This window comes from Amycolatopsis pretoriensis (assembly GCF_900107925.1).
Lineage (GTDB): Bacteria > Actinomycetota > Actinomycetes > Mycobacteriales > Pseudonocardiaceae > Amycolatopsis > Amycolatopsis pretoriensis.
This window is the reverse complement of sequence record NZ_FNUJ01000012.1, coordinates 265,708-284,838: the sequence shown is the minus strand read 5'-3', so window position 1 is coordinate 284,838 and position 19,131 is coordinate 265,708. Positions and strand designations below refer to the sequence as shown.

At 69.0% G+C, this 19,131-nt stretch carries 22 protein-coding genes and 2 pseudogenes; 9 read left to right on the top strand and 15 right to left on the bottom strand.

Annotation, left to right across the window (positions count from 1 at the left end; genetic code table 11):
* Together BLV96_RS51035 and BLV96_RS42200 are read left to right on the top strand one after the other, a co-directional pair.
* A pseudogene (locus tag BLV96_RS51035) lies at nt 1–156 on the top strand (SRPBCC family protein); the annotation flags it as partial.
* Nucleotides 157–187: 31 nt separating this feature from the next.
* Entirely contained in the window at nt 188–1,030 is an 843-nt protein-coding gene (locus tag BLV96_RS42200) for a MerR family transcriptional regulator (RefSeq protein ID WP_086676696.1), read from the top strand.
* 393 nt (nt 1,031–1,423) lie between these two features.
* Here BLV96_RS42200 and BLV96_RS42195 read toward each other — a convergent pair whose 3' ends face one another.
* The 5 genes from BLV96_RS42195 to BLV96_RS42175 form a co-directional block, all read right to left on the bottom strand.
* Nucleotides 1,424–1,702, bottom strand: coding sequence for a PRC-barrel domain-containing protein (locus BLV96_RS42195; RefSeq protein ID WP_086676695.1), 279 nt, complete (start codon nt 1,700–1,702; stop codon nt 1,424–1,426).
* Nucleotides 1,689–2,072 carry a hypothetical protein gene (locus tag BLV96_RS42190; RefSeq protein WP_086676694.1) on the bottom strand — a complete coding sequence of 128 codons (384 nt, stop codon included), beginning with the start codon at nt 2,070–2,072 and terminating at the stop codon, nt 1,689–1,691. The genes BLV96_RS42195 and BLV96_RS42190 overlap by 14 nt, the downstream gene beginning before the upstream one ends.
* Entirely contained in the window at nt 2,069–3,295 is a 1,227-nt protein-coding gene (locus BLV96_RS42185; protein WP_086676693.1) for an NRAMP family divalent metal transporter, read from the bottom strand. The genes BLV96_RS42190 and BLV96_RS42185 overlap by 4 nt, the downstream gene beginning before the upstream one ends.
* The gene (locus tag BLV96_RS42180) at nt 3,292–3,750 is read right to left on the bottom strand and encodes a hypothetical protein (RefSeq protein WP_143051108.1); all 459 of its coding nucleotides are present in this window, start codon (nt 3,748–3,750) and stop codon (nt 3,292–3,294) included. Before BLV96_RS42180 ends, BLV96_RS42185 begins: the two co-directional genes overlap by 4 nt.
* 272 nt (nt 3,751–4,022) lie before the next feature.
* The gene (locus tag BLV96_RS42175; protein WP_086676691.1) at nt 4,023–4,307 is read right to left on the bottom strand and encodes an early set domain-containing protein; all 285 of its coding nucleotides are present in this window, start codon (nt 4,305–4,307) and stop codon (nt 4,023–4,025) included.
* Between the two features lie 268 nt (nt 4,308–4,575).
* Between BLV96_RS42175 and BLV96_RS42170 the strand changes: the two genes are divergently transcribed.
* Entirely contained in the window at nt 4,576–4,944 is a 369-nt protein-coding gene (locus BLV96_RS42170) for an ATP-binding protein (protein WP_086676690.1), read from the top strand.
* Nucleotides 4,945–4,964: 20 nt separating this feature from the next.
* Here BLV96_RS42170 and BLV96_RS42165 read toward each other — a convergent pair whose 3' ends face one another.
* A complete protein-coding gene (locus BLV96_RS42165) occupies nt 4,965–5,384 on the bottom strand; it encodes an STAS domain-containing protein (RefSeq protein ID WP_086676689.1) in 420 nt (139 codons plus the stop codon).
* 377 nt (nt 5,385–5,761) lie between these two features.
* Here BLV96_RS42165 and BLV96_RS42160 point away from each other — a divergent pair, with 377 nt between their 5' ends.
* A complete protein-coding gene (locus BLV96_RS42160; protein ID WP_086676688.1) occupies nt 5,762–6,583 on the top strand; it encodes a SigB/SigF/SigG family RNA polymerase sigma factor in 822 nt (273 codons plus the stop codon).
* 9 nt (nt 6,584–6,592) lie between these two features.
* Here the strand turns inward: BLV96_RS42160 and BLV96_RS42155 are convergent, their stop codons facing one another.
* The 5 genes from BLV96_RS42155 to BLV96_RS42135 form a co-directional block, all read right to left on the bottom strand.
* On the bottom strand, nt 6,593–7,054 hold the full coding sequence (locus BLV96_RS42155) for an ATP-binding protein (protein ID WP_086676687.1): 462 nt from the start codon (nt 7,052–7,054) through the stop codon (nt 6,593–6,595).
* Nucleotides 7,051–7,386 carry an STAS domain-containing protein gene (locus BLV96_RS42150; protein WP_279627572.1) on the bottom strand — a complete coding sequence of 112 codons (336 nt, stop codon included), beginning with the start codon at nt 7,384–7,386 and terminating at the stop codon, nt 7,051–7,053. The genes BLV96_RS42155 and BLV96_RS42150 overlap by 4 nt, the downstream gene beginning before the upstream one ends.
* A 245-nt stretch (nt 7,387–7,631) precedes the next feature.
* Entirely contained in the window at nt 7,632–7,994 is a 363-nt protein-coding gene (locus BLV96_RS42145; protein ID WP_244180895.1) for an STAS domain-containing protein, read from the bottom strand.
* Nucleotides 7,995–8,273: 279 nt separating this feature from the next.
* Entirely contained in the window at nt 8,274–8,612 is a 339-nt protein-coding gene (locus BLV96_RS42140) for an ANTAR domain-containing protein (protein ID WP_086676684.1), read from the bottom strand.
* Nucleotides 8,613–8,930: 318 nt separating this feature from the next.
* Nucleotides 8,931–9,284 carry an STAS domain-containing protein gene (locus BLV96_RS42135; protein ID WP_143051107.1) on the bottom strand — a complete coding sequence of 118 codons (354 nt, stop codon included), beginning with the start codon at nt 9,282–9,284 and terminating at the stop codon, nt 8,931–8,933.
* 352 nt (nt 9,285–9,636) lie between these two features.
* On the opposite strand from BLV96_RS42135, the gene BLV96_RS42130 reads away from it, so the two are divergent.
* Complete coding sequence (locus tag BLV96_RS42130; RefSeq protein ID WP_086676682.1) at nt 9,637–10,704, top strand: sodium:calcium antiporter; 1,068 nt, start codon at nt 9,637–9,639, stop codon at nt 10,702–10,704.
* A gap of 211 nt (nt 10,705–10,915) precedes the next feature.
* On the opposite strand, the gene BLV96_RS42125 is transcribed toward BLV96_RS42130, so the two are convergent.
* Nucleotides 10,916–11,713: a GAF and ANTAR domain-containing protein gene (locus tag BLV96_RS42125; protein ID WP_086676681.1), complete on the bottom strand. Its 798-nt coding sequence runs from the start codon at nt 11,711–11,713 to the stop codon at nt 10,916–10,918.
* Between the two features lie 957 nt (nt 11,714–12,670).
* On the bottom strand, nt 12,671–13,045 hold the full coding sequence (locus BLV96_RS42120) for an STAS domain-containing protein (protein WP_086676680.1): 375 nt from the start codon (nt 13,043–13,045) through the stop codon (nt 12,671–12,673).
* 289 nt (nt 13,046–13,334) lie between these two features.
* On the opposite strand from BLV96_RS42120, the gene BLV96_RS42115 reads away from it, so the two are divergent.
* From BLV96_RS42115 to BLV96_RS51365, 3 genes and pseudogenes are all read left to right on the top strand, one after another.
* Entirely contained in the window at nt 13,335–15,740 is a 2,406-nt protein-coding gene (locus BLV96_RS42115; protein ID WP_086676679.1) for a molybdopterin oxidoreductase family protein, read from the top strand.
* Nucleotides 15,737–16,219 (top strand): hypothetical protein, encoded by a 483-nt coding sequence (locus BLV96_RS42110; protein WP_086676678.1) that lies wholly within the window; start codon nt 15,737–15,739, stop codon nt 16,217–16,219. The genes BLV96_RS42115 and BLV96_RS42110 overlap by 4 nt, the downstream gene beginning before the upstream one ends.
* Before the next feature lie 186 nt (nt 16,220–16,405).
* A pseudogene (locus tag BLV96_RS51365) lies at nt 16,406–16,639 on the top strand (aspartate aminotransferase); the annotation flags it as partial.
* Nucleotides 16,640–16,795: 156 nt separating this feature from the next.
* Here BLV96_RS51365 and BLV96_RS42100 read toward each other — a convergent pair.
* Both BLV96_RS42100 and BLV96_RS42095 read right to left on the bottom strand, forming a co-directional pair.
* Nucleotides 16,796–17,077: a hypothetical protein gene (locus BLV96_RS42100; RefSeq protein ID WP_086676677.1), complete on the bottom strand. Its 282-nt coding sequence runs from the start codon at nt 17,075–17,077 to the stop codon at nt 16,796–16,798.
* Between the two features lie 40 nt (nt 17,078–17,117).
* Nucleotides 17,118–17,918 carry an N-6 DNA methylase gene (locus BLV96_RS42095; protein ID WP_244180894.1) on the bottom strand — a complete coding sequence of 267 codons (801 nt, stop codon included), beginning with the start codon at nt 17,916–17,918 and terminating at the stop codon, nt 17,118–17,120.
* 156 nt (nt 17,919–18,074) lie between these two features.
* Here BLV96_RS42095 and BLV96_RS42090 point away from each other — a divergent pair, with 156 nt between their 5' ends.
* Nucleotides 18,075–19,121: a hypothetical protein gene (locus BLV96_RS42090; protein WP_244180893.1), complete on the top strand. Its 1,047-nt coding sequence runs from the start codon at nt 18,075–18,077 to the stop codon at nt 19,119–19,121.
* Nucleotides 19,122–19,131: the final 10 nt, after the last annotated feature.

Below are 19,131 nucleotides of genomic sequence, written 5' to 3'. Positions count from 1 at the left end.
GACCCCGAGGGCTTCGTCGAGAACGTGGCCGACAAGCTCGGCGTCCTCGACCGCCGGGTCAAGGGCGACCTGGGCCGCTTCAAGACCTTCATCGAAGAGCGCGGCGGCCGCGAAACCGGCGCGTGGCGCGGCGATGTCGAGCGGCCCGGGACCTGACGATTCGGCGAACAAGGTTCACAATGGGCCGATGAGCACTACTGCCGCCCCCGCCGTCACCTGGACGGCGGGGGCGGTCGCGCGCATGCTCGGCCTGCCGCCGTCGACGCTGCGCGCCTGGCACCGCCGCTACGACCTGCCGCTGTCGACTCCCCAGACGGGCAGCCACCGCCGGTACGGCCGCGCCGACGTCGACGCCCTGCTCCGCATGAAGCACCTGATCGACCAGGGGTGCAGCGCGGACAGCGCGGCGAAGCGAGCATTCCACGACGGCGGTTCGACGGACGTCGCCACCCTCCTGGCGGCTGTTCGCCGGTTGAAAATGGATACGGCGACCGCGCTTCTCGACGCGCACCTGACCGCGCACGACGTCATCACGACGTGGGACCAGCTCTGCCGGCCGGCGCTCACGGCTCTCAGCGACACCGAGGCCGACCGGTGCATCGATCTCGTGCACGCGCTGTCCTGGGTGATCGCCGCCGCGCTGCACCGGATCCCGCCGCCCGCCGACGCCGCACCCCCGGTGCTGCTCGCCTGCGCCGACGGCGAACGCCACACGCTGCCGCTGGAGGCCCTGCGCGCGGCCTTGGCCGAACGCGGCCGAGCAGCACTCTTCCTCGGAGCGTCGCTTCCGGTGGTCGCGCTGGAAGACGCGGTCACCCGCACGAAGACCGCAGCGGTGGCCGTGTGGGCCAGCCGGCCGCGCGAGCTGGTTCCGGAGATCAACGGCGCCCGGGTGCTGCTGCTGGGGCCGGGCTGGCCACCGGCCAGGGGTTCCGCCGCCCGTCCGGCCACCTTGCCGGAAGCGCTGGACGAACTGACCGCGAAGCCGTCCCGGCTCGGCAGCCGCGCACGTTCGCTCTCGAACAGGTAGCCACGGCAGGCACCGGATACGCGGACGGTGCGCGAGCCATCGGCGAAATCGTCGCGCCGGCTTTCCACTGATCGGTGGCGCCACCTCGGTGCCAAGCAGGTGCCCCAGCGCGCCGGCCAGTCGGCGGTGGCGGAACTCGTGCTCGGCTCGGATCAACCGTCCCGGTTCGACGCTGACGGGCCAACGCGAGCTCGAGGCTCCCGTTGGCGCCGAGGAGCCACCGGCAACGCGGGCAACGCCTCTCGCCCGAGAACGCTCGCCAGGACGCGGGTGGATGCGGCGTTGCGCACCGGTTCCGAACCCACCGCATTGACCGCTCCGCGCCGAGCGGGGCGCCCAGCCCGGCGGCGAACAGCGGATACTGCAGTAGCGCGGCGTGACCGGCTGGCTGATTCAGTCAGTTCCCGGCAGCTTTGCCAAGCGCACCGACGTCCACGGGATCTCGCGGACGTCGCGGTGGAGCCACCGCGCGATCCGATCGATGAGCCACGGGCGCCGCAGCTCGTCACGTTCGTAGCCGAGCAGCCGGACGCGACGTCTCGGCGCGACCAAGGCGGCGCGGACTACCGGTGTGCCGTCCGGGCCCGGCTCGGTGAGCAGGTCGGCGATGCGGCCCAGGTAGCGGCCGTCCACGTCGTAGGCGTCGGTGCCCAGGAGATCACTGGCGCGCATCGCGGGCTCCCGGGATCCGGCCGATCACGTGCTCCCGCAGCCAGGTCTCCAGCGGCGGCTCGTCCAGCACCTCGACCCGCAGGGACAGGGTGATGTGACTGCTGACGTCGGCGACGTGGTCGAACGGGATCCGCAACGGCGCCGGTGTCTCCTCGGTCCGCAACCGCCCGGCCACGGCGGCGAGCCACCGACCGAAGCCACCGCCGATCCGCCGCCCGAGCGCGATCTGGCCGGCCAGCAAGGCGGTCACCCGCAACTGCCCGTCGTCCCCGGTCTCCAGTTCGACGTCGTCGACCTTGCCGACCTTGCGGCCGGCCAGGTCGACGATCTGCCGGTCCAACAGGTGGAAGTCGACACGCAACGGGGTCATTGGCCGGCTCCGGTGATGATCATCAAGGGGATCGCGGCGATCGCCGCGATCAGGATGACAACGAGGTAAATGATGCCCAGCGCGTTGCGGATCTTGCCGTTGATTTGGTCGCCGAGGTAGGCACGGTCGTTGGCGACGACGAGGATCGGCAGGTACGTCAACGGCAGCACGACCGCCGACAGCAGCAGCGTGTACTCGGTGAGCTGCACCGGGTCGATGGTCGTAAGCAGCAGCGCCGCACCGAGGGCGACGCTGACGAGGACGACGGTGTGGAACCGGGCGGCCCGGCGCGGGGCGACCCGCTTGCCCCATTCCCACCCGAAGTACTGCGCGACGGTGTATCCCGAGGACAGGCCGGTCTCCAGCGCGGCGCCGAACGTCGCGGCGAACACCCCGAGGATCACCACCGCCAGCCCGAGCTTGCCCAACGCCATCCCCACCGGCAACGTCGTCTGCGTGATGGCGTCGACCTTCACCGACGCCGGCTCGAACACCACCGCAGCGCACGCCATGATCGCCAGCGACAGCAGCCCGCCGAGCGGGAACCCGACGAAGACGTTGACGCGTTCGGTACCGAGGTCCTTGCGGGTCCACTTCTCCTCGACACCGCCGGAAGAGAAGAAGAACACCTCATACGGCGTCATCGCCGCGGCGAAGAGCGCGACCGCGAAATAGCCGTAGGTCGCCCAGTTCTCCGTCGACGGCGGCCCGGAGCCGATCTGCCCGAGCAGGTCCGGCCACGGCACCGACAACGTGAACAAGGCGACGACGAACACGATCAGTGCCAGCCCGAGCAGCCCGAACACACGCTCGAGCGTCTCGAACTTGGTCCGCCACAGCACCACCCACAGCACGACGGCCACCACCGGCACCCACAGCAGGTAGTGCACGCTCGTCGCCAGGTGCAGGGCGAGCGCGACACCGCCGATCTCCGCGCCCAGCGTCAGCATCGTGACCAGGTAGGACCCGGCGAGGTTCACCAACGCGATCCGCGGGCCGAGGCGCTCGCGGATCAGGTCGAACACCGGACGGCCGCTCACCGCGGCGATCCGCCCGGCCATGTCGGCGTACACGCAGATGCCGACGATGCCGACGACCACGACCCACGCCAGCCGCATCCCGAACCGGGCGCCGGTCTGGGAGTTCGCGACCAGATCACCGATGTCGACGAACCCGCCGATCGCGGTCAGGATCCCGAGGGTGACAGCGAGGAATTTCTTCACCGGTGCCGCTCCAGGAATTCGGCCAGCAGGTCACCGGTATGGCGCATCCGCTCGGAGAGACCGGTTTCGACGCTGCGGCCCGCGTCCACGGCCGCACCCACCGCGGCGATTTCCCCGCCGGCGTCGGCCAGCAACGGTGCCAGTTCGTTGTGGACGGTCTCGGCGGCTGCGTCCGGGATTTCTTCGCCGGTGAAGTCACTTTGCGCCGTGGCCAAGCTGTCGCGCGCCTGCCACACGACGGCCGCCCGGTACGGGGACAGCATCTTCCCGTCGATGTCGGCGTCGACCATGAACTGCGTGGTGCGCACCTGCGCCAGAGCCTCGTCCGCCGCCGAGAGCGCGGTATCGGTGTACCCACTGTCCGATGTGGGCAGTATGACCGGTATCGCAATGCCGGCAAGGACGACTAGGGCCGCGCCACACCACAGCGTGATCTTCGCACCCCGGCCGATCATCGGCTTACCGTAGTACCGCCGGGACTGTACCGCTCAGCAACGCCGCCGAATCGTGGTTCCCGGTGTCATCGGTTCGCAGATCCGGCTGGAGCGGCCGACCTCGCCGTGCGCCGCTGGCTCGGGAGGCTGACAAGCACTGGGATTGCGGTCAAGCTGCTGGGCGGCAGCGTCACAGTCGACGTCGGGCAGTAGAGGCTCTGAAAACGTAATTACCTCTGTGCACGGATTCGTTTCGCGGGTGTTCAAACGCCAAACCGGCACGGCGAAGGCCGCTACGCCGAGGTGTCGTCGGGCCGAGCGAGCACGTCCGGATCGTCGGGGTCGTCGAACCAGTAGCCGTTTTCCGCCAGGTAGCGGAATTGCACCGTGATGCCGGCGGCGACCTCCACGGTGGCAGACCGGCGCCCGGTGGTGTGGGGTTGCAGGCGATGCTGGCCCGGTGTCCAGTTGTTGAACGATCCGACCACGCTGACGCGGCCGGGGGGCTCGTGGGCGGGCAGGCTGAAGACGATGCGTTTCGCGCCGTTTCCGTCGCGGCCTTGGCAAATCTTGATCACTCGGCGATAGCCTCTCGCTGGTTTCCTTGGGAGACCGGGCGCTCGACGCTGAGCGCGTCCATGATGCCATTCCCGCACCGCGATTCGTTCCCGTGCCGCCGCGGTGGTCACCTGGTCGAGGGGTCGCCGGCCCGACCGCAGGCGGTGCGGATGCAGGCTTGAGCACGGTGGGCAACGGTCTACAGGGGTAAGCCGGTGCTCTTGGGGTAGCCCGGATCGAGTGGCGGTGCCGAGGTGGGCTCGATCGACACGTCGGAAGGAGTCACGCGTGCGCGTGAGCTGGGTCGAAAGCGCCCCGCAGAACTGGCACGTCCTCGACATGTCCGGTGCCGACGTCTCCTGCCTGGCGGTCGCCCGACAATGGGCCGCAGCGCAACTGGACACGCTCGGTGAAACCGTCAAGGTCGACGCGGTGCTGGTCGTCGGCGAGTTGCTCCGTCGCCACGGGGATCCTGACGAGGTGATGGTGGCCGTCGCCGATCGCGGGACTGGCGAACCTCTGCTGCGGGTCCCCGACTGTGCAGGTGGCCGTGGCCTGCCGCTGGTCGACGCAGTGTGCGCCGAGTGGGGTGTCAGCCACCATGATGACGGCAAGGTCGTATGGGGACGTTTCGCCGGCGAGGACGCAGCGCCATGACCGCCGGTCCAGGCAGGGAGTTACCGCGGAGAATCCAGGCTCGAAGGATCAGCTGACAGCGTCATCCGGTTCAGAGCTTCGGCGACACTGTTGTGCACAGGGAGAACGCGCTCCAAGTCGAGCGCGGTGATCGGCCGCAGTAGTGCACGTGAGCGGCCGGCTACGGCGAACGGCACCCACGCCACGGCCGAGTCAGTGATGGTGTCGATCAGGATGGTCAAGATTCGAGCGGCGCAGAACTCGACCGCCGAGGTGTCGCAAATCAGCGCCGGTGGTCGCCGGTGCAGCTCCGTGGCGAGCAGGGCGGCGAACTGAGCGGTGACGGTCAAATCCAGCTCGCCGGACGCGGCGACCACGCTCGCCTGCGATGTCCGGGCCACCGCGAACGACGCCGGTGGCCGGCGCCGCGGATCGCGCGGCCGGGGCACGGGCGACGACATGTGCATGGCCTCCTCGAACCAACTGTGAGACCCCACTGCCGCCGCTCCAGTTCAGGGCCCCACGCCACCCGGGTCACCGGGCTGACGAGGTGCGATGCGGCTACTGGACTGAACCGCTGCCCCTGACCCTACAACCGTCGAGCAAGCGATGCAGCACCCTCGCGTTCCGAAGCGAAGCCGGATCGGACAAACCGCCACATGCTGCGGCATGGTCTGCGGCAGTCGCCCGCTTTCGCGTCCCGGCGTGTCCTATCGGTTGGCCGATGGCGAAGCCGGTTTCGGCGGCAAACGTACTCAACTTTCCTTTTAGAGCAGAAATCCTGCGCGAAGGTCTAGCCGTTCGTGTGATTCTGACAGCTGTTGGGTATCCGGCGCGCATGGTTGTCCAAGCGCCCGAACGAAATCCGCCCGCCGCGACACCCGCCCTGCCGTCCCAGCGTCGTTTCGACGAGTACGCCCACTGCGCTCCCCTGTTCGCCGAACGGAGCCGGCTCGACGACGCGGACACCAGGACCGGCGAACTGCGGGCGCGGTTGATCATCGAGCACCTCCCGGTGGCCGAACACATCGCCCGGCGCTTCAGCGGCCGCGGCGAACCGTTCGACGACCTGCTGCAAGTCGCGAGAACCGGCCTGATCCGCGCCGTCGACCGTTACGACCCCGAGCAGGGCACCGACTTCCTGTCCTTCGCCGTGCCGACCATCATGGGCGAAGTTCGCCGCCACTTCCGAGACACCGGCTGGTCGATGCGCGTCCCTCGCTCCTTGAAGGACCTGCAGCAGAAACTCAGCAAAGCGACCGACACGCTCGCGCGCGACCTGGATCGAGCACCCACGCCGAGCGAGCTGGCGGCGCACCTGGAGATGGACATCGACACCGTGCGCGAAGGGCTGCTCGCCGCCGAGGCTTACCGCGCGCATTCGATCGACGCGCCCGTGCGCGGTGCCGAGGATACGGTCACGGTCGCCGACCAGCTCGCGGTCGAGGAATCCGGGTTCGCTCGGTTCGACAACCACGTCGCGCTGCAGGCTGCGTTGGCGACGTTGCCGGCCCGGGAACGCGCGATCGTCACGATGCGGTTCGTCGACGAACTCACCCAAGGTCAGATCGCCCGGCGGATCGGGGTGTCTCAGATGCATGTCTCCCGGCTGCTGGCCAAGACCCTCGAACAGCTCCGCGCCCACATCGTCGCCGACTAGCTTGGCGGCCTACCCAGATGCAGACTCGGTAGCGGGCGTTGCAGGCAGGCTGCCGCACGTCCAGGTCATGGTGACGGTGGTGCCGGCGATGCTCGTCTCGACCAGGGCTTGGTCGGCCAGGGTGTGGATCAGCGGCAACCCGCGGCCGCCCAGGAGGGTGGAGCGGGGAACCGGTTGCCACTGGCCGGTATCGCGGATGGTGACGGTCACGGCGTCGCCGACGTGGCGGGCGTGCAGGGTGAAGGTGCCGAGGCGACTTGGATAGGCGTGGACGACGACGTTGGCCATCGCTTCGTAGACCGCGAGCAGCAGATCTTGCACTCGTTCCGGAAGCAGGCCGGTGCCGGCGGCCCAGCCGGCGAGCAGGTCGCGCAGCGGGCTGATCTGAGCCGGTTCGGCAGGCACTTCCTCGTGTAGCAGGTCCGGTGCGGTGGCGGTGTCGCCGGCTGGGCTGTCGGCGGAGCAGGTCATCGCATGGGATCTGCGGCGAGCGCGTCCGCGCGTTTGGTGAAGATCGGGACGAGGTTGTCCATCCCGGTCAGGGTGATGGCGCGGTGGGCGAGGCTGTCGGGGATCGTGACGACCCGCACCGTGGTGTTCTGCCCGCCGGCGGCGTGGGCTTGGGCCAGCACCGACAGGCCGGAGGAGTCGAGAAAGGTCACTGCGGTTAGGTCGATCACGAGCACGGCGGGCCGCTGCGCGAGTGCGGCGGTGACTCCGTCGGTCAGCTGATCGGCGGTGAGCAGATCGACTTCGCCCGCCACGGCCAGCGCCAGCGCTCCCGAGGATGTTTCCTGGCTCAGGGTCAGCTGCGGGGCGTCGTCGTTTGGATGGCGTCGGCGACGTCGTCGTTCACCGGCTCGTTCCCGCTCTCCTGGACATCAGCCGTTCCCTTCTCCGGGCACACCCACCAGGGCGGCACCACGTCGGTGCGGATGCCGCGTGTACCCGAAGTACGGACGAGCTAAACCATGATCTCTGCTGCTTACGGAGCAACTTCGTAAGCGGGTAAGCCGTCGCGCCGCTGCTGCGGCGCACGGTGCTTCGCTCAGCGCAGCCGCGCGACCAGCGACAACCACTCCTCGGCGTCGGCCCGGTCGGGGTGGACCGGCAGGACGCGATCGAGGAGCAGGAGCTTGATGGGGCGGACCACGGCGCGCTGACTGGCGATGACCGCGCAGGCGATCCCGCCGGCATGAGCGTTCGTGACGGCGGTGACCAGGACCGAGAGGCCGCCGGAGGAGCAGAACCCGACCGCGGTGAGGTCGATGATCAGGGCGGCGGGCCGCAGCGAAATTTCCTCGTCGAGGCGTTCCTGCAGGCGAGCCGTGCTCGACAGGTCGAGGTCGCCGGTGACCGCGACCGTGGCCGCGTCGGCCGTCGTGGTCACGGTGAAACGGGTACGCGCCACGGGGAGAGTGTCGATGTCGCGGCGGCTGCCGGGGGTGGCGGTGGCGGGCATGTGGTGGCCTCTCGTCGACGCGGGAAGCCGGCGGCACCGTGCCTCCCCGCGGTGCCGGGCTGCCGGTGGGCAGGCCGAACGCCGGTTCGGTGGCGGCTGGTGGTCTCAACCGCGACGTCGCACCGCGTACGCCCGGCCGAAGCCGGATGCGGCGGTGAAGCGCCGCGGCCCGAACGGCGCGCAGGACACCGACCGGGCCAGACACCTACTGCCCAGCCGGCCGCCTGCTCAACCGGCGTCGGGCTCACTGTCCTGTACGGGGGTGTCGAAGGCCGACCCGAGCACGTGCTGCCGCAGCTGGTCGAGGACCACGACGGAGGTCTCCGTGCCCCCGGTGGCGGCTTCGGTGTGGCTGCCGGCGGCGACCACGACCGCGGCGACGTCGTGCAGTTTGACGTTGGTGCGCTGGGAGATGGTGCGCAGCGCGGCGAACGCGGTCTCGGCGGTCCAGCCGCGCACCAGCATCAGCATCCCTTTGGCTTGCTCGATGACCGGCTGCGTATCCAGGGCGTCCCGCAGCTGGGCCATCTCGTCGGCCGGGTTGTCCGGGGATCTCCACGACGTCATGTGCTCATTCCAGCGCACTTGATCGCGCCCGGCACCGCGACTCGACACTTCGTCAGGCGAGTGTATCTCCTCCGCGCCGAGCGTATCTGCATCGTTCTGAAGGCACCCAGGCCAACGTTGACCACAGGTAACGATGCGTGACCGATACGGTGGTTGAACGATTCGTCGACGGGTAGAGCACTCTCTGTGGCCGGTTAGTTGAGCATCCAGCTGTCCGGCCACCCTCAAGTTCTCAGTGACCACCGTCCCGACATCGCGGGATGCACGGGCGAGGCAGGTGTGACGACACCTCAAACGGAACGCTGCTCAGCTCGAGGGTCAGGACTCGGCGCGTGGTTGTTTCAGCGCGAAGGCGGAGTGCAGGCCGAGACTCGTCAGCTTGCGCCGGACCGGCTCGGAAGCCAGGACACGCAGCGACGTTCCCCGGGCAGCGCACCGGCGGGCCAGGGTGACGAACGGGATGACCGCTTCCATGGTCAGGTAAGTCACCGTGGTCAGGTCCAGGACGAGGGCGGTGGCGGGATCTGCCGCGTACGCCGGGGCGACGATCTCCTTTGCGGCGTGGGTGTCGGTGAGGTCTCCCGCGCCGCGCAGGTTCAGCACATCGGTGGCCGGTACCGGTCGGGGATCGATGGTGGTGGGATCCTCATGGGGATCGGCAACCTTGCTCATGTGCCCGTCCTGTTCCGCCGAGCATCCCTCTGCGTCTCTGAGCGAGACGCAGAGGGTCGCGAGCTGCGCAGCTGTCTTCTCGGGTATCTCGGGGGATTCGTCGCGCGTTACCGCCCGGATGGGTGGAGTCCCGAGCGCGCACAAGATCGCTTCAAGGGTGCCCGGCGACCAACGGCAATCCGCCTTCTTCTCCAGTAGGAGCGTTGAACGGCGGGCCGACATCGAGCTGGAACAGCTCCGAGATCACTTTCGGTTGGTAGATGGATCGGCGGGTAACCCGTTGCCGCGTGCTCGATGGGCTGGGCGGGCGAGCCTGCAGGGGTCGCCTCGGTGACGTGGTGGAGGTCAGTGAGTGTCATCTTTGCCGCTGGCGGTGCTGATCCTGATCTTCGTGGTGGCGGCCGCGGCGATCTGGGTCGCCGGCATTTCGCTGTCCAACCAGACCGACGTGCTGGCCACCCGGCTGCATCTGGGCTCGGCGCTCGGCGGCTTGGTCCTGCTGGCCGTGGCGACGAACCTGCCGGAGATCGCGATCGTCGTCTCCGCGTCGGCAGCGGGCAACGTCGGCGTCGCCGTGGGCAACATCCTCGGCGGCATCGCCATCCAGACCGTCGTCCTGGTCGTGCTCGACGGTTTCGGCGTCCGCGGCGGTAAGCCGCTGACCTACCGGGCCGCCTCGCTCGTGCTGGTGCTCGAAGGGGCGCTGGTCGTGGCCGTGCTCGCCGTCGTCATCGCCGGCACCCAACTGCCCGCGTCCCTCATCGTGTGGCGGCTGACACCCGCGCCCGTGCTGATCGCCGTGCTGTGGGTGGTCGGGTTGCTGTTGCTGCAGCGAGCCGGGCGGTCACTGCCGTGGCACGAAGACGGCGACGCCCCCGACGGGCAGGAGCGGCCCCGCGGCCATCGCCGTCACCACGTCGAACAGCAGGCAACCCGTAAGGGCACCAGCACGGCCAAGTCCGCGGTGTTCTTCGGCGTCGCCGCGTTGGTCACGCTGGTCGCCGGGGTGTTCCTTGAGCGCAGCGGCGACGTGATCGCCGACCACATCGGCCTGTCCGGGGTGCTGTTCGGCGCCACCGTCCTCGCCGCCGCCACGTCTCTGCCGGAGGTCTCGACCGGGATCAACTCGGTCCGCAACGGGGACTACCAGCTCGCGGTGAGCGACATCTTCGGTGGCAACGCCTTCCTTCCGGTGCTGTTCCTGGTGGGGACCCTGGTGTCGGGTCAGGCGATCCTGCCGCACGCGGAGAACACCGATATCTACCTCACCGCGCTGGCCGCGCTGCTCACCCTCGTCTACGCCGCAGGGCTGTTGTTCCGCCCCCACCGTCGCATCGCAGGCGTCGGCGTCGACTCGCTGATCGTCCTCGTGCTCTACGCGGCAGGCATCGGCGGCCTGATCGCCATCGCCACATCCTGAACAGCCGACGCGACCGGGGCAAAAGCCGGTGGCCAAGTTCGCGGGACGGACTAGGCGGGGTACGACTACGCCGGTCGGCCACGGCCCGGCGGTCACGTCCGTGGCTGCGGATGTGCTTCCTCGGCGGGCGACAGGGTAGGTCGCCGAGTGATCACCTCGGAGCGAGGAGTAAAACCGCGGGGTCCGCGCGTAGTTCGGTGCGGCGGCTGCGTCAGTGGGCCGGCAAGTCGACTTCGGTGTGCCGGGTGGCGAGCGCCGAAGCGACCTCGGCGAGCTTGACGTTCAGGTCCTGAGATGTGCGCCGCAGCACGTCGAACGCTTCCTCGGCCGAAACGCCGCGGCGGGCCATGATGATGCCCTTGGCCTGGCCGATCACATCCCGACTCTCGATCGCCTTGAGCAGATGCGCAGCTTGAAGTTCGGCACGCGTCACGGCGTCGGTCGTGGCCAAGGCCAGCGACGCGTGAGTCGCCAGCAGCAGCAAGACGTCACGATCGGCCTGGTCCAGCCCGTTGGCGGAGCGGGAGAAGACGTTGAGGGCGCCGATGGAGCGTCCGGCCGGCGACCCGGGGATCAGGGCGGTGGCGAGAACGGACCGGACACCGAGGTCCACCGCGGCCGGCGCCCAATGCGGCCAGCGTGGCTCGTCGGCCAAGTCGGGGCACAGGGCTACGGCGGGGCCGCTGGGGACGGCGGCTTCGACGCACGGGCCTTCGCGGAACCGATACTGCAGCAGGTCCAGATCGGTGGCGATGTCGCCGGTTGCCGCCGGCGTATGGAAGCCGCCGTCGTCGTCGAGCAAGGTGAAGCTTGCCAGATCGGCAGCCGGAACCATCACGGTCGCGGCATCGAGCACGCGCTGAAGTACGTCCTCGACCGACGGAGCGGCCAGCAACGTGGCCGTCAGCTGGCCGAACTGCTCGGCCAGCAGTCCCGGCCCAGGCTGGGCCCGGTTGGCATCCGAGGTGAACGCTCGTCTGTCAAGCTGCCAATCGTGCTCATCGGTCATGCCGTTCTCCCTGATGTTGCGCGGAGGACGGCTGCCTGCTCAACCATCGCCGAAAACAACTTAGCCGCCCGCACCGCTGCTCGACGAGAGCGGAAGGTTTCGACGCGCCCCGACCGGGTAACGGTGGGCTAGGTCTGATCGACTCGTACGAGATCCGCGCGGACCTAGACCCCGCCGGCTCTAAAACCTGGGCCGGCGGGGTCGCACCGGCTGGCCTTGCGCCGCCGCCAGACTCCCTGGCCGCGCCGTTCACAGTCCTCCGGTGAGTTCGGTCGCCATGCCGATCAGGATCCGATCGGCCTGTTGTGTCCGATGTGGCCGCTGTACTCCCAGCTGATCACCGCCGCAGGTTTGCCACGAAATCGACCGGTGAACGAGCGATTGCGCGTGCGAGCCGCGCCACACCCCACGTCCGACGCCCTCCGGATCGGGCATCTCGGGTCATCCAGCAACCGCCCCACTCGACCACTCAGCAGAATCAGCACAGGCCGTCAGTCGTCGCCCCACACTGGGAACTGACAACGCCCGCCGCAGGCTCTCGACCTCGAGACCCTGCCGGTGACCATCGAATTCCGGTTCACCACCAGGACCGGGGGCGCATTCGGTGAATGGCGAAGTCGTTTGACGGCAAAACGCGATGCGCCAGCAGACGCGGCGCCCACCGCGCCGCACGAGTCGTGGCCGCGGACCACCACCAGTCCAGCACCGCCACCCCGTACGCGATGCTGCCCAGCACCTCGGCGCCGGCCACGTGCTGCTGGCATGCACGTAAGCGTTCTCGAGCAGGTCATGCCCCCGGACACGAGGGCGGCCTTGTTCGCCGAGAACTACCCGGGACGCAGGCGCCTAACCGAAGATGGTTGCGTTCAGAGACCGCCGGTCTTCGACCGTGTGTTACGGGAGAACGGTCTGGGCGAGAGATCCTCTGCGAGGCGGCCCCTGACCATGTCCGGAGCGCTACCGGCTGAATGCGTCGGCGCGGAGGGGGACGACGGCCAGCACCTCCCGCAGCCCGGTCAGCTCAAGAGCGCGGGCCACCACACTGCGGTCGGGGGTCACCACCCGGACACTCGTACCGAAACTCGCGGTGCGCCTCGCGTTGATCAAAGCCGTGATCCCGATGGAAGCCAAGAAGGTCACCGCGGTCAAATCGATGATCAGCAGCGCCGGATCATCGGCGAGCGCTCCGGAGATCGCGTCATCCAGCACTGAAGCGCTGTGCAGGTCGACCTCTCCGGAGACTTCCAGCACCGTCGAGCCGGCCAGGTCGGCGGGTCGAAGAACGGTGACGCGTAACAAGTCCTGCGGCCGCACTGGATTGCCGTCCGCCACCGCTACCTCCGGGTCCTCGGCTGGGCAGAATCCCCGGCCTCAGAAGGCGACCCAGTGCTCACCAAACCAAACGTCCAAAGCTGTGATTCGCATCACCGCGACGGTCGGCGGTTACTCACAACTCGACGTCGACCGCCGGTAACCGGGCGTTGGAACATCCTCACGCGACGTTCGCCCACCGCGCCGAAAGCCGACGTGCCCAGGGAAACATTTGCGTTCAGCAAATGTCAGTGTTTGCACCGGGTTCTGCCGGGTAAGCCGAACCGAGTGATCGATCGGGAGGCTGGCTATGGCGTACCGGGACGGCATCGACCAACCTTGGGGCACCCGGACGCCCTACGGACCGGGCGAGCCGTGGCCGGTGCGCGTGGACAGCCACCTCGCCAACGGGTTGACGGCCGCCGATGTCGACCGCTGGGTGCGCACCGCCGCCGTGCTGCACTCCAACGGCGACGGTCTCGACCTCGCGGTCAAGGACGGATCGATCGTCGGCGTGCGCGGCCGCGCCGACGACCGCGTCAACCGCGGCCGCCTGGACCCCAAGGACCTCTTCGGCTGGCAGGCCAACGCTTCACCCGACCGGTTGACCACGCCGCTGATCCGGCGGGACGGGGAACTCGTCGAGGCGAGCTGGGATGAGGCGATGGCCCTGGTCGTGAAGCACAGCAAGGACCTCCTCGACGCGCAGGGCCCCAGCGCGCTCGGCTTCTACACGAGCGGGCAGCTGTTCGCCGAGGAGTACTACACCCTCGCGACGATCGCCCACGCCGGGATCGGCACGAACCACCTCGACGGCAACACCCGGCTCTGTACGGCGACCGCGGCCGCCGCGCTGAAGGAGTCCTTCGGCTGCGACGGCCAGCCGGGGTCCTATTCGGACATCGATCACGCCGACGTCATCGCTCTCTTCGGGCACAACGTCGCGGAAACGCAGTCGGTGCTCTGGGCCCGCATGCTCGACCGGCTCGCCGGCCCCAACCCGCCGGCGATCCTGTGCGTCGACCCGCGTGACACCCCGGTCGCCCGCGCGGCCACCGTCCACCTCGCGCCGCTGCCCGGCACGAACCTCGCGCTGATGAACGGCCTCCTGCACGAGGTCATCGCCCACGACCGGGTCGACCACGACTACGTCGACCGCCACACCGTCGGCTTCGCGGAGCTGGAAAAACTGGTCGCCGGCTTCCCACCGGACCGGGTCGCCGGGATCTGCGGGCTCGAACCACGCGAAATCACCGAGGCCGCCGAGCTTCTCGGATCCGCCGAACGGCTGCTGTGCACCGTCTTGCAGGGCTTCTACCAGTCCCACCAGGCCGGTGCGGCGTCCGTGCAGGTCAACAACCTCGTTCTGCTGCGCGGCATGCTGGGCAAGCCGGGCGCCGGCGTCCTGCAGATGAACGGCCAGCCGACCGCGGAGAACACCCGGGAGTGCGGAGCCGACGGTGACCTCACGGGATTCCGCAACTGGGCGAACGACGCGCACGTCGCCGAGCTGGCCGAGCTGTGGAACGTCGAGCAGAGCGAGATCCCGCACTACGGGCCGCCGACGCACTTGATGCAGATGCTGCGCTACGCCGAAAACGGCACGCTGCGATTCCTGTGGGTGTCGGCCACCAACCCCGCGGTCTCACTGCCGGAGCTCCGGCGGATCCGCTCGATCCTGACGCAGGAGCGGCTGTTCCTCGTTGTGCAGGACGCTTTCCGCACCGAAACCGCCGAACTCGCCGACGTCGTGCTGCCGGCGGCGATCTGGGGCGAGAAGATCGGCACCTTCACCAACGCCGACCGCACGGTGCACCTGTCGGAGAAGGCCGTCGAACCGCCCGGGCAAGCACGGTCTGACCTGGACATCCTGCTCGACTACGCCCGCCGCATGAACTTCCGCGACAAGGACGGCGCGCCGCTTCCGCAGTGGCACGACGCCGAGTCGGCGTTCGAGGCGTGGAAGCGTGCGTCGGCGGGACGGCCGTGCGACTACACCGGGCTCAGCTACGCGAAGCTTCGAGCTGTCAGCGGGATCCAGTGGCCGTGCAACGAGGAGAACCCCGATGGCACCGAACGGCTCTACGCCGACGGGAAGTTCTTCGCGCAGCCGGAGTATTGCGAAAGCTACGGCCGCGACTTGGTCACCGGCGCACCGATGGAGCCGACCGAGTACCAGGCGCTGAATCCGGATGGCAAGGCGATGATCAAGGCGGCCGAATATCTGCCGCCGCACGAGCCGCCCGGCGCCGAATACCCGTTCGCGTTGATCACCGGCCGGACCGTCTACCACTTCCACACCCGGACCAAGACCGCCCGCGCACCCCAGCTGCAAGCCGCAGCCCCGGAATCCTGGGTCGAGGTGTCCGACGTCGACGCGAAGCGGCTCGATCTGCACGAGGGTGACTGGGCGGCGATCACCACCCCGCGAGGTGAGGTCCGCGCCCGGGTCCGGGTCGGCGGAATCCGGCAAGGTGTCCTGTTCATCCCGTTCCATTACGGCTACTTCGACACGGACGACCCCAGCGGCCGCCGCGGGGACCGAGCCGCGAACGAGCTCACCCCGACCGACTGGGACCCGGTGTCCAAGCAGCCGCTGTTCAAGACCGCCGCGGCCGCGATCCGCCGCGCCGATCCCGGCCCCGGCAGCGCGGAGCCGGCGCCCGGCGGTGACACCCGCGTCGCCGAAAACCTCGAGACGGGAGCGGCCCGATGAAGCTCGGCCTGGCGATCCGCGAACTGCACCGGTCGGAGACGTCGCTGGCGAAAGACCTGGTCAAAGTCGCCGACCGGCACGCTGTCGAGCACGAGGTGCACCACGTCGCCCACGATCTGGCCCGATGGTCGCAGGACCACGTCCGCGCGCTGGCCGACGCCGCCCGCTCGTACGACGTACACCTTTCCGGGGACGTCCCGGCGCCGTCGAAGCCGGTGGAGGCGATCCGCGCGACGGTCGCGGAGCTGAGCGGACGCCGTCCGGAGCCCGGCGTGCTGCTGCTCGCCGACCTCCGGCGGTTGCACCGCCAGGCCGCCGGAGTCTCGCTCGATTGGGAGCTGCTGGCCCAGGGCGCGCAGGCCGTCAAGGACCCGGATCTGCTGGACCTCGCCGGCCGCTGCCACCCGCAGACGCTGAGGCAGCTGAAGTGGGCGAACGCCATGCTGAAGATCCTGTCCCCGCAGGTGCTGGCCAGCTGACGATGAAGTGAACGCGAACCTCGTCCTGCAAGCGGTGCGTCGCCGTCAACGGCGTCGCCAAGGCCTACGCGATGACCGGCTGGCGGGTGGGCTGGACTCTCGCTCCCGCCGACGTGACCGCGGCGATGACGAAACTGCAATCCCCACCTCACGTCCAACGTCGGCAACGTCGCTCAGATCGCCGCGTTGGCGGCGCTGTCCGGCGGAACGAAGGAGATCCGGCGCATGCGTGCGGCTTTCGACCGGCGCCGCCGCACGATGATCCGGATGCTCGGCGAAATCGACGGCCTCCGGTGCGCCGAGCCGGACGGCGCCTTCTACGTCGACGTGTCGGCGAAGGACGTCTTGGGCCGACAAATCGACGGCAGGCGCCCGGGTACCACCGCCGAGCTGGCGGCCGTGTTGCTGGAGGCCGCGGAGGTGGCCGTGGTCCCCGGTGAGGCTTTCGGGGGTCCTGGCTACCTCCGCCTGTCCTATGCCCCTGGGCGACGACGACCTGGCGGAAGGCATCAACGCGGATCGGCAAGCTGCTCGCCGGCAGCTGATCCGCTCGTCACGGGCCAGGTCAGCGTGAGCTCACAACTTCCGAGGCCGCCCGCCACCAGCTCCTGGGCCGGGGCGGCCGGCCGCCCACGTCTCGATCTCGGACTTGCGTTCCTGCGACCAGCCTGGGGTGCGGCCGACGATGACGTCGGGCTCGGGAAAAGGGTGGGTGTCGGCGTACCGAGAGCGCCAGTTGGCGACCGCGCGGTGGGTGATGCCGAACCAGCCGGCGATTTCGACCATGTCGACGTAGCGGTAGGTCGTGTCCGGGTCCGCCGGAGGACCGTCCGTGATCTTGCGCTGGCCGTCGCCCACCCGGCGAACCTAGCAGGGACTGCCGCCGTGACCTGGGCACTTACCTCGGCGTGTTCTCCAAGTCCAGCGCCGCCAGCACGCCCCGCAAAGCGTGGACCTCCCGCTGGAACTGCACCTTCTGCTGCGCGGCGGCTTCCGACCAGTCCGGTTCGGCAAGCGGGTCGCCGACGTAGAGAACGACGTTCGTGCCAAGCTGCCAGAGCACGCTGTTGACCGCGGCGGCCGCGACCGCCAGCTCGTCGACGTCGGCGCCGTACCAAGTCAAGGCCGTCGGGTCCAAGCCACGATCGCGGACCACCTGCGCTGCCGCACGGAAAAGGCCGCCGGTGCCGACCGTGTCGTCGACGAAGACCTGGCCCTGCTTGACGTCACCGAGCATGACCGAGGTCAGGGCGAGGGCGACGTCTCCTGGGGTGTACATCTGGGCGTCGACTTTCGTGGCCGCCGGGGACCGCAGTGCGCCGAGCACCGGCCCGAGCAGATCGGCGTCGAACCGGCGGTCGCCACCGGTCAGGTCGAGTTGTCCTGCCGCGAGGGCGGCGTCGGCGGTGCTTTTGATGCGGCCGGCCAGCTGCTCGCCCTCCCCGTGGAGCCAGCCCACGATGGGCGCGGCCATGCGCAGAACGTCCGGTCGCTGCGCCAGCACCGCTCGCCACACCCAGCGGGCCAAGCGGAGGAAATCGGCTGGCGACCGGCCTCGAACCCAGTCTGCGACGTCCGCTTTCCGGTGTGCGGTCAGGCCTGCGAGCGCCAGTGTGGCGACAACCCCCAGCGGCACCTCCGGCCGGTCGGGGCCGCCGCCCTTGTGCCATGCCCGCGCTACCTCGACGGCGATCTTCAAGGCGTGACACTCGGCGTTGATCGGGTTTCCCGCTCCGGTCGCGCCGGCTCGGTGGTTCATCGCGTCCTCCAACAAATCCCTGTTGACTTAGTGCTCACGGTTTATCTACCGTAAACCTCGAACACTGAGTGCACAAGGTTTTTGACGGAGGCTGCGATGACACCGAATCCCGAGCCGCGCCGGTGGCGCCCACCCGCGCCGCGGGAGCTGCCCGCTCTGCGCGAGCACCTCGCCGACTATCTGCAAACCGAATACGCCCACCTGTTCACCGCGAAAGCGCTACGACAGGGGCGAGGCACCCTCCGACCGGACGCCGATCCGGAAACCGGAGCCGTGCTCCTGCTGGCCGATGAGCATCGGCGGCTCCGCGACGCGCAACTGTTCTACGTGACCGCCGACATCACGAAGCTCGTCCGCCAAGCGGCGCCGAGCCTGCAGGACAAGTGGGAGATCCAGCCGCACGACCTTCCCGCGCAGACCGGCTTCATGCTGTTCGCTGAGCCGATGGCCGAGTACATCCGGGAAACGGACGGCAAGCGGATCGACATCGTCGGGGTGTCCTGGGGCGGAACCGAACTGCTGACCAGCGAGACCGGCGGGCTGTGGTTGAGCTTCTGGAGTGTCACGGACTTCGCGGCGAACAAGAGGCTGGCCCGCGAAGCCGGCGCCACCGAGCGCGAGGCCGAGATCTCGGCCCGGCGTCAACACGCCGAACTGACGTGGGACAACGAAATCTACCTGCCGTGGGGCGCGACCGCGCCGACGATCGACACGTCGCTGCCACGCGTCCGATCGATCGACCCGAGCAAGATCGCGGCCGCCGAAACTACGCTCACCTGGCTGCAAACCGTCCATGCGGGTTGGATCTTCTGCAGTCCCAACACGTTGACCGACACGACGGAAGAACACCTGCCCCGCACCCAGCGCGTTCGCGCCGAACGTGCGGGGCACACGACGTCGCCGGTGCGCGTCGTGTCGGTGCGGCACCGGACGTCGTCGAAGTCCGAGCGAAGGAATGAACCGTCGGGCCGCACTGTGAGCGTGCGGTTCCCGGTCGCTCCGTTTTTCCGGCGGCAGGCTTACGGACCGGGTCGGCAGCTGCGGAAGCTCACGCCCGTGGCCGGGCACTGGCGGGGGCCTGCCGACGCGCCGGTCCAGATCTCCAAGAAGGTCAACCTCGTCGACACGCCACTCAAGCGCTGACGCGATTGAA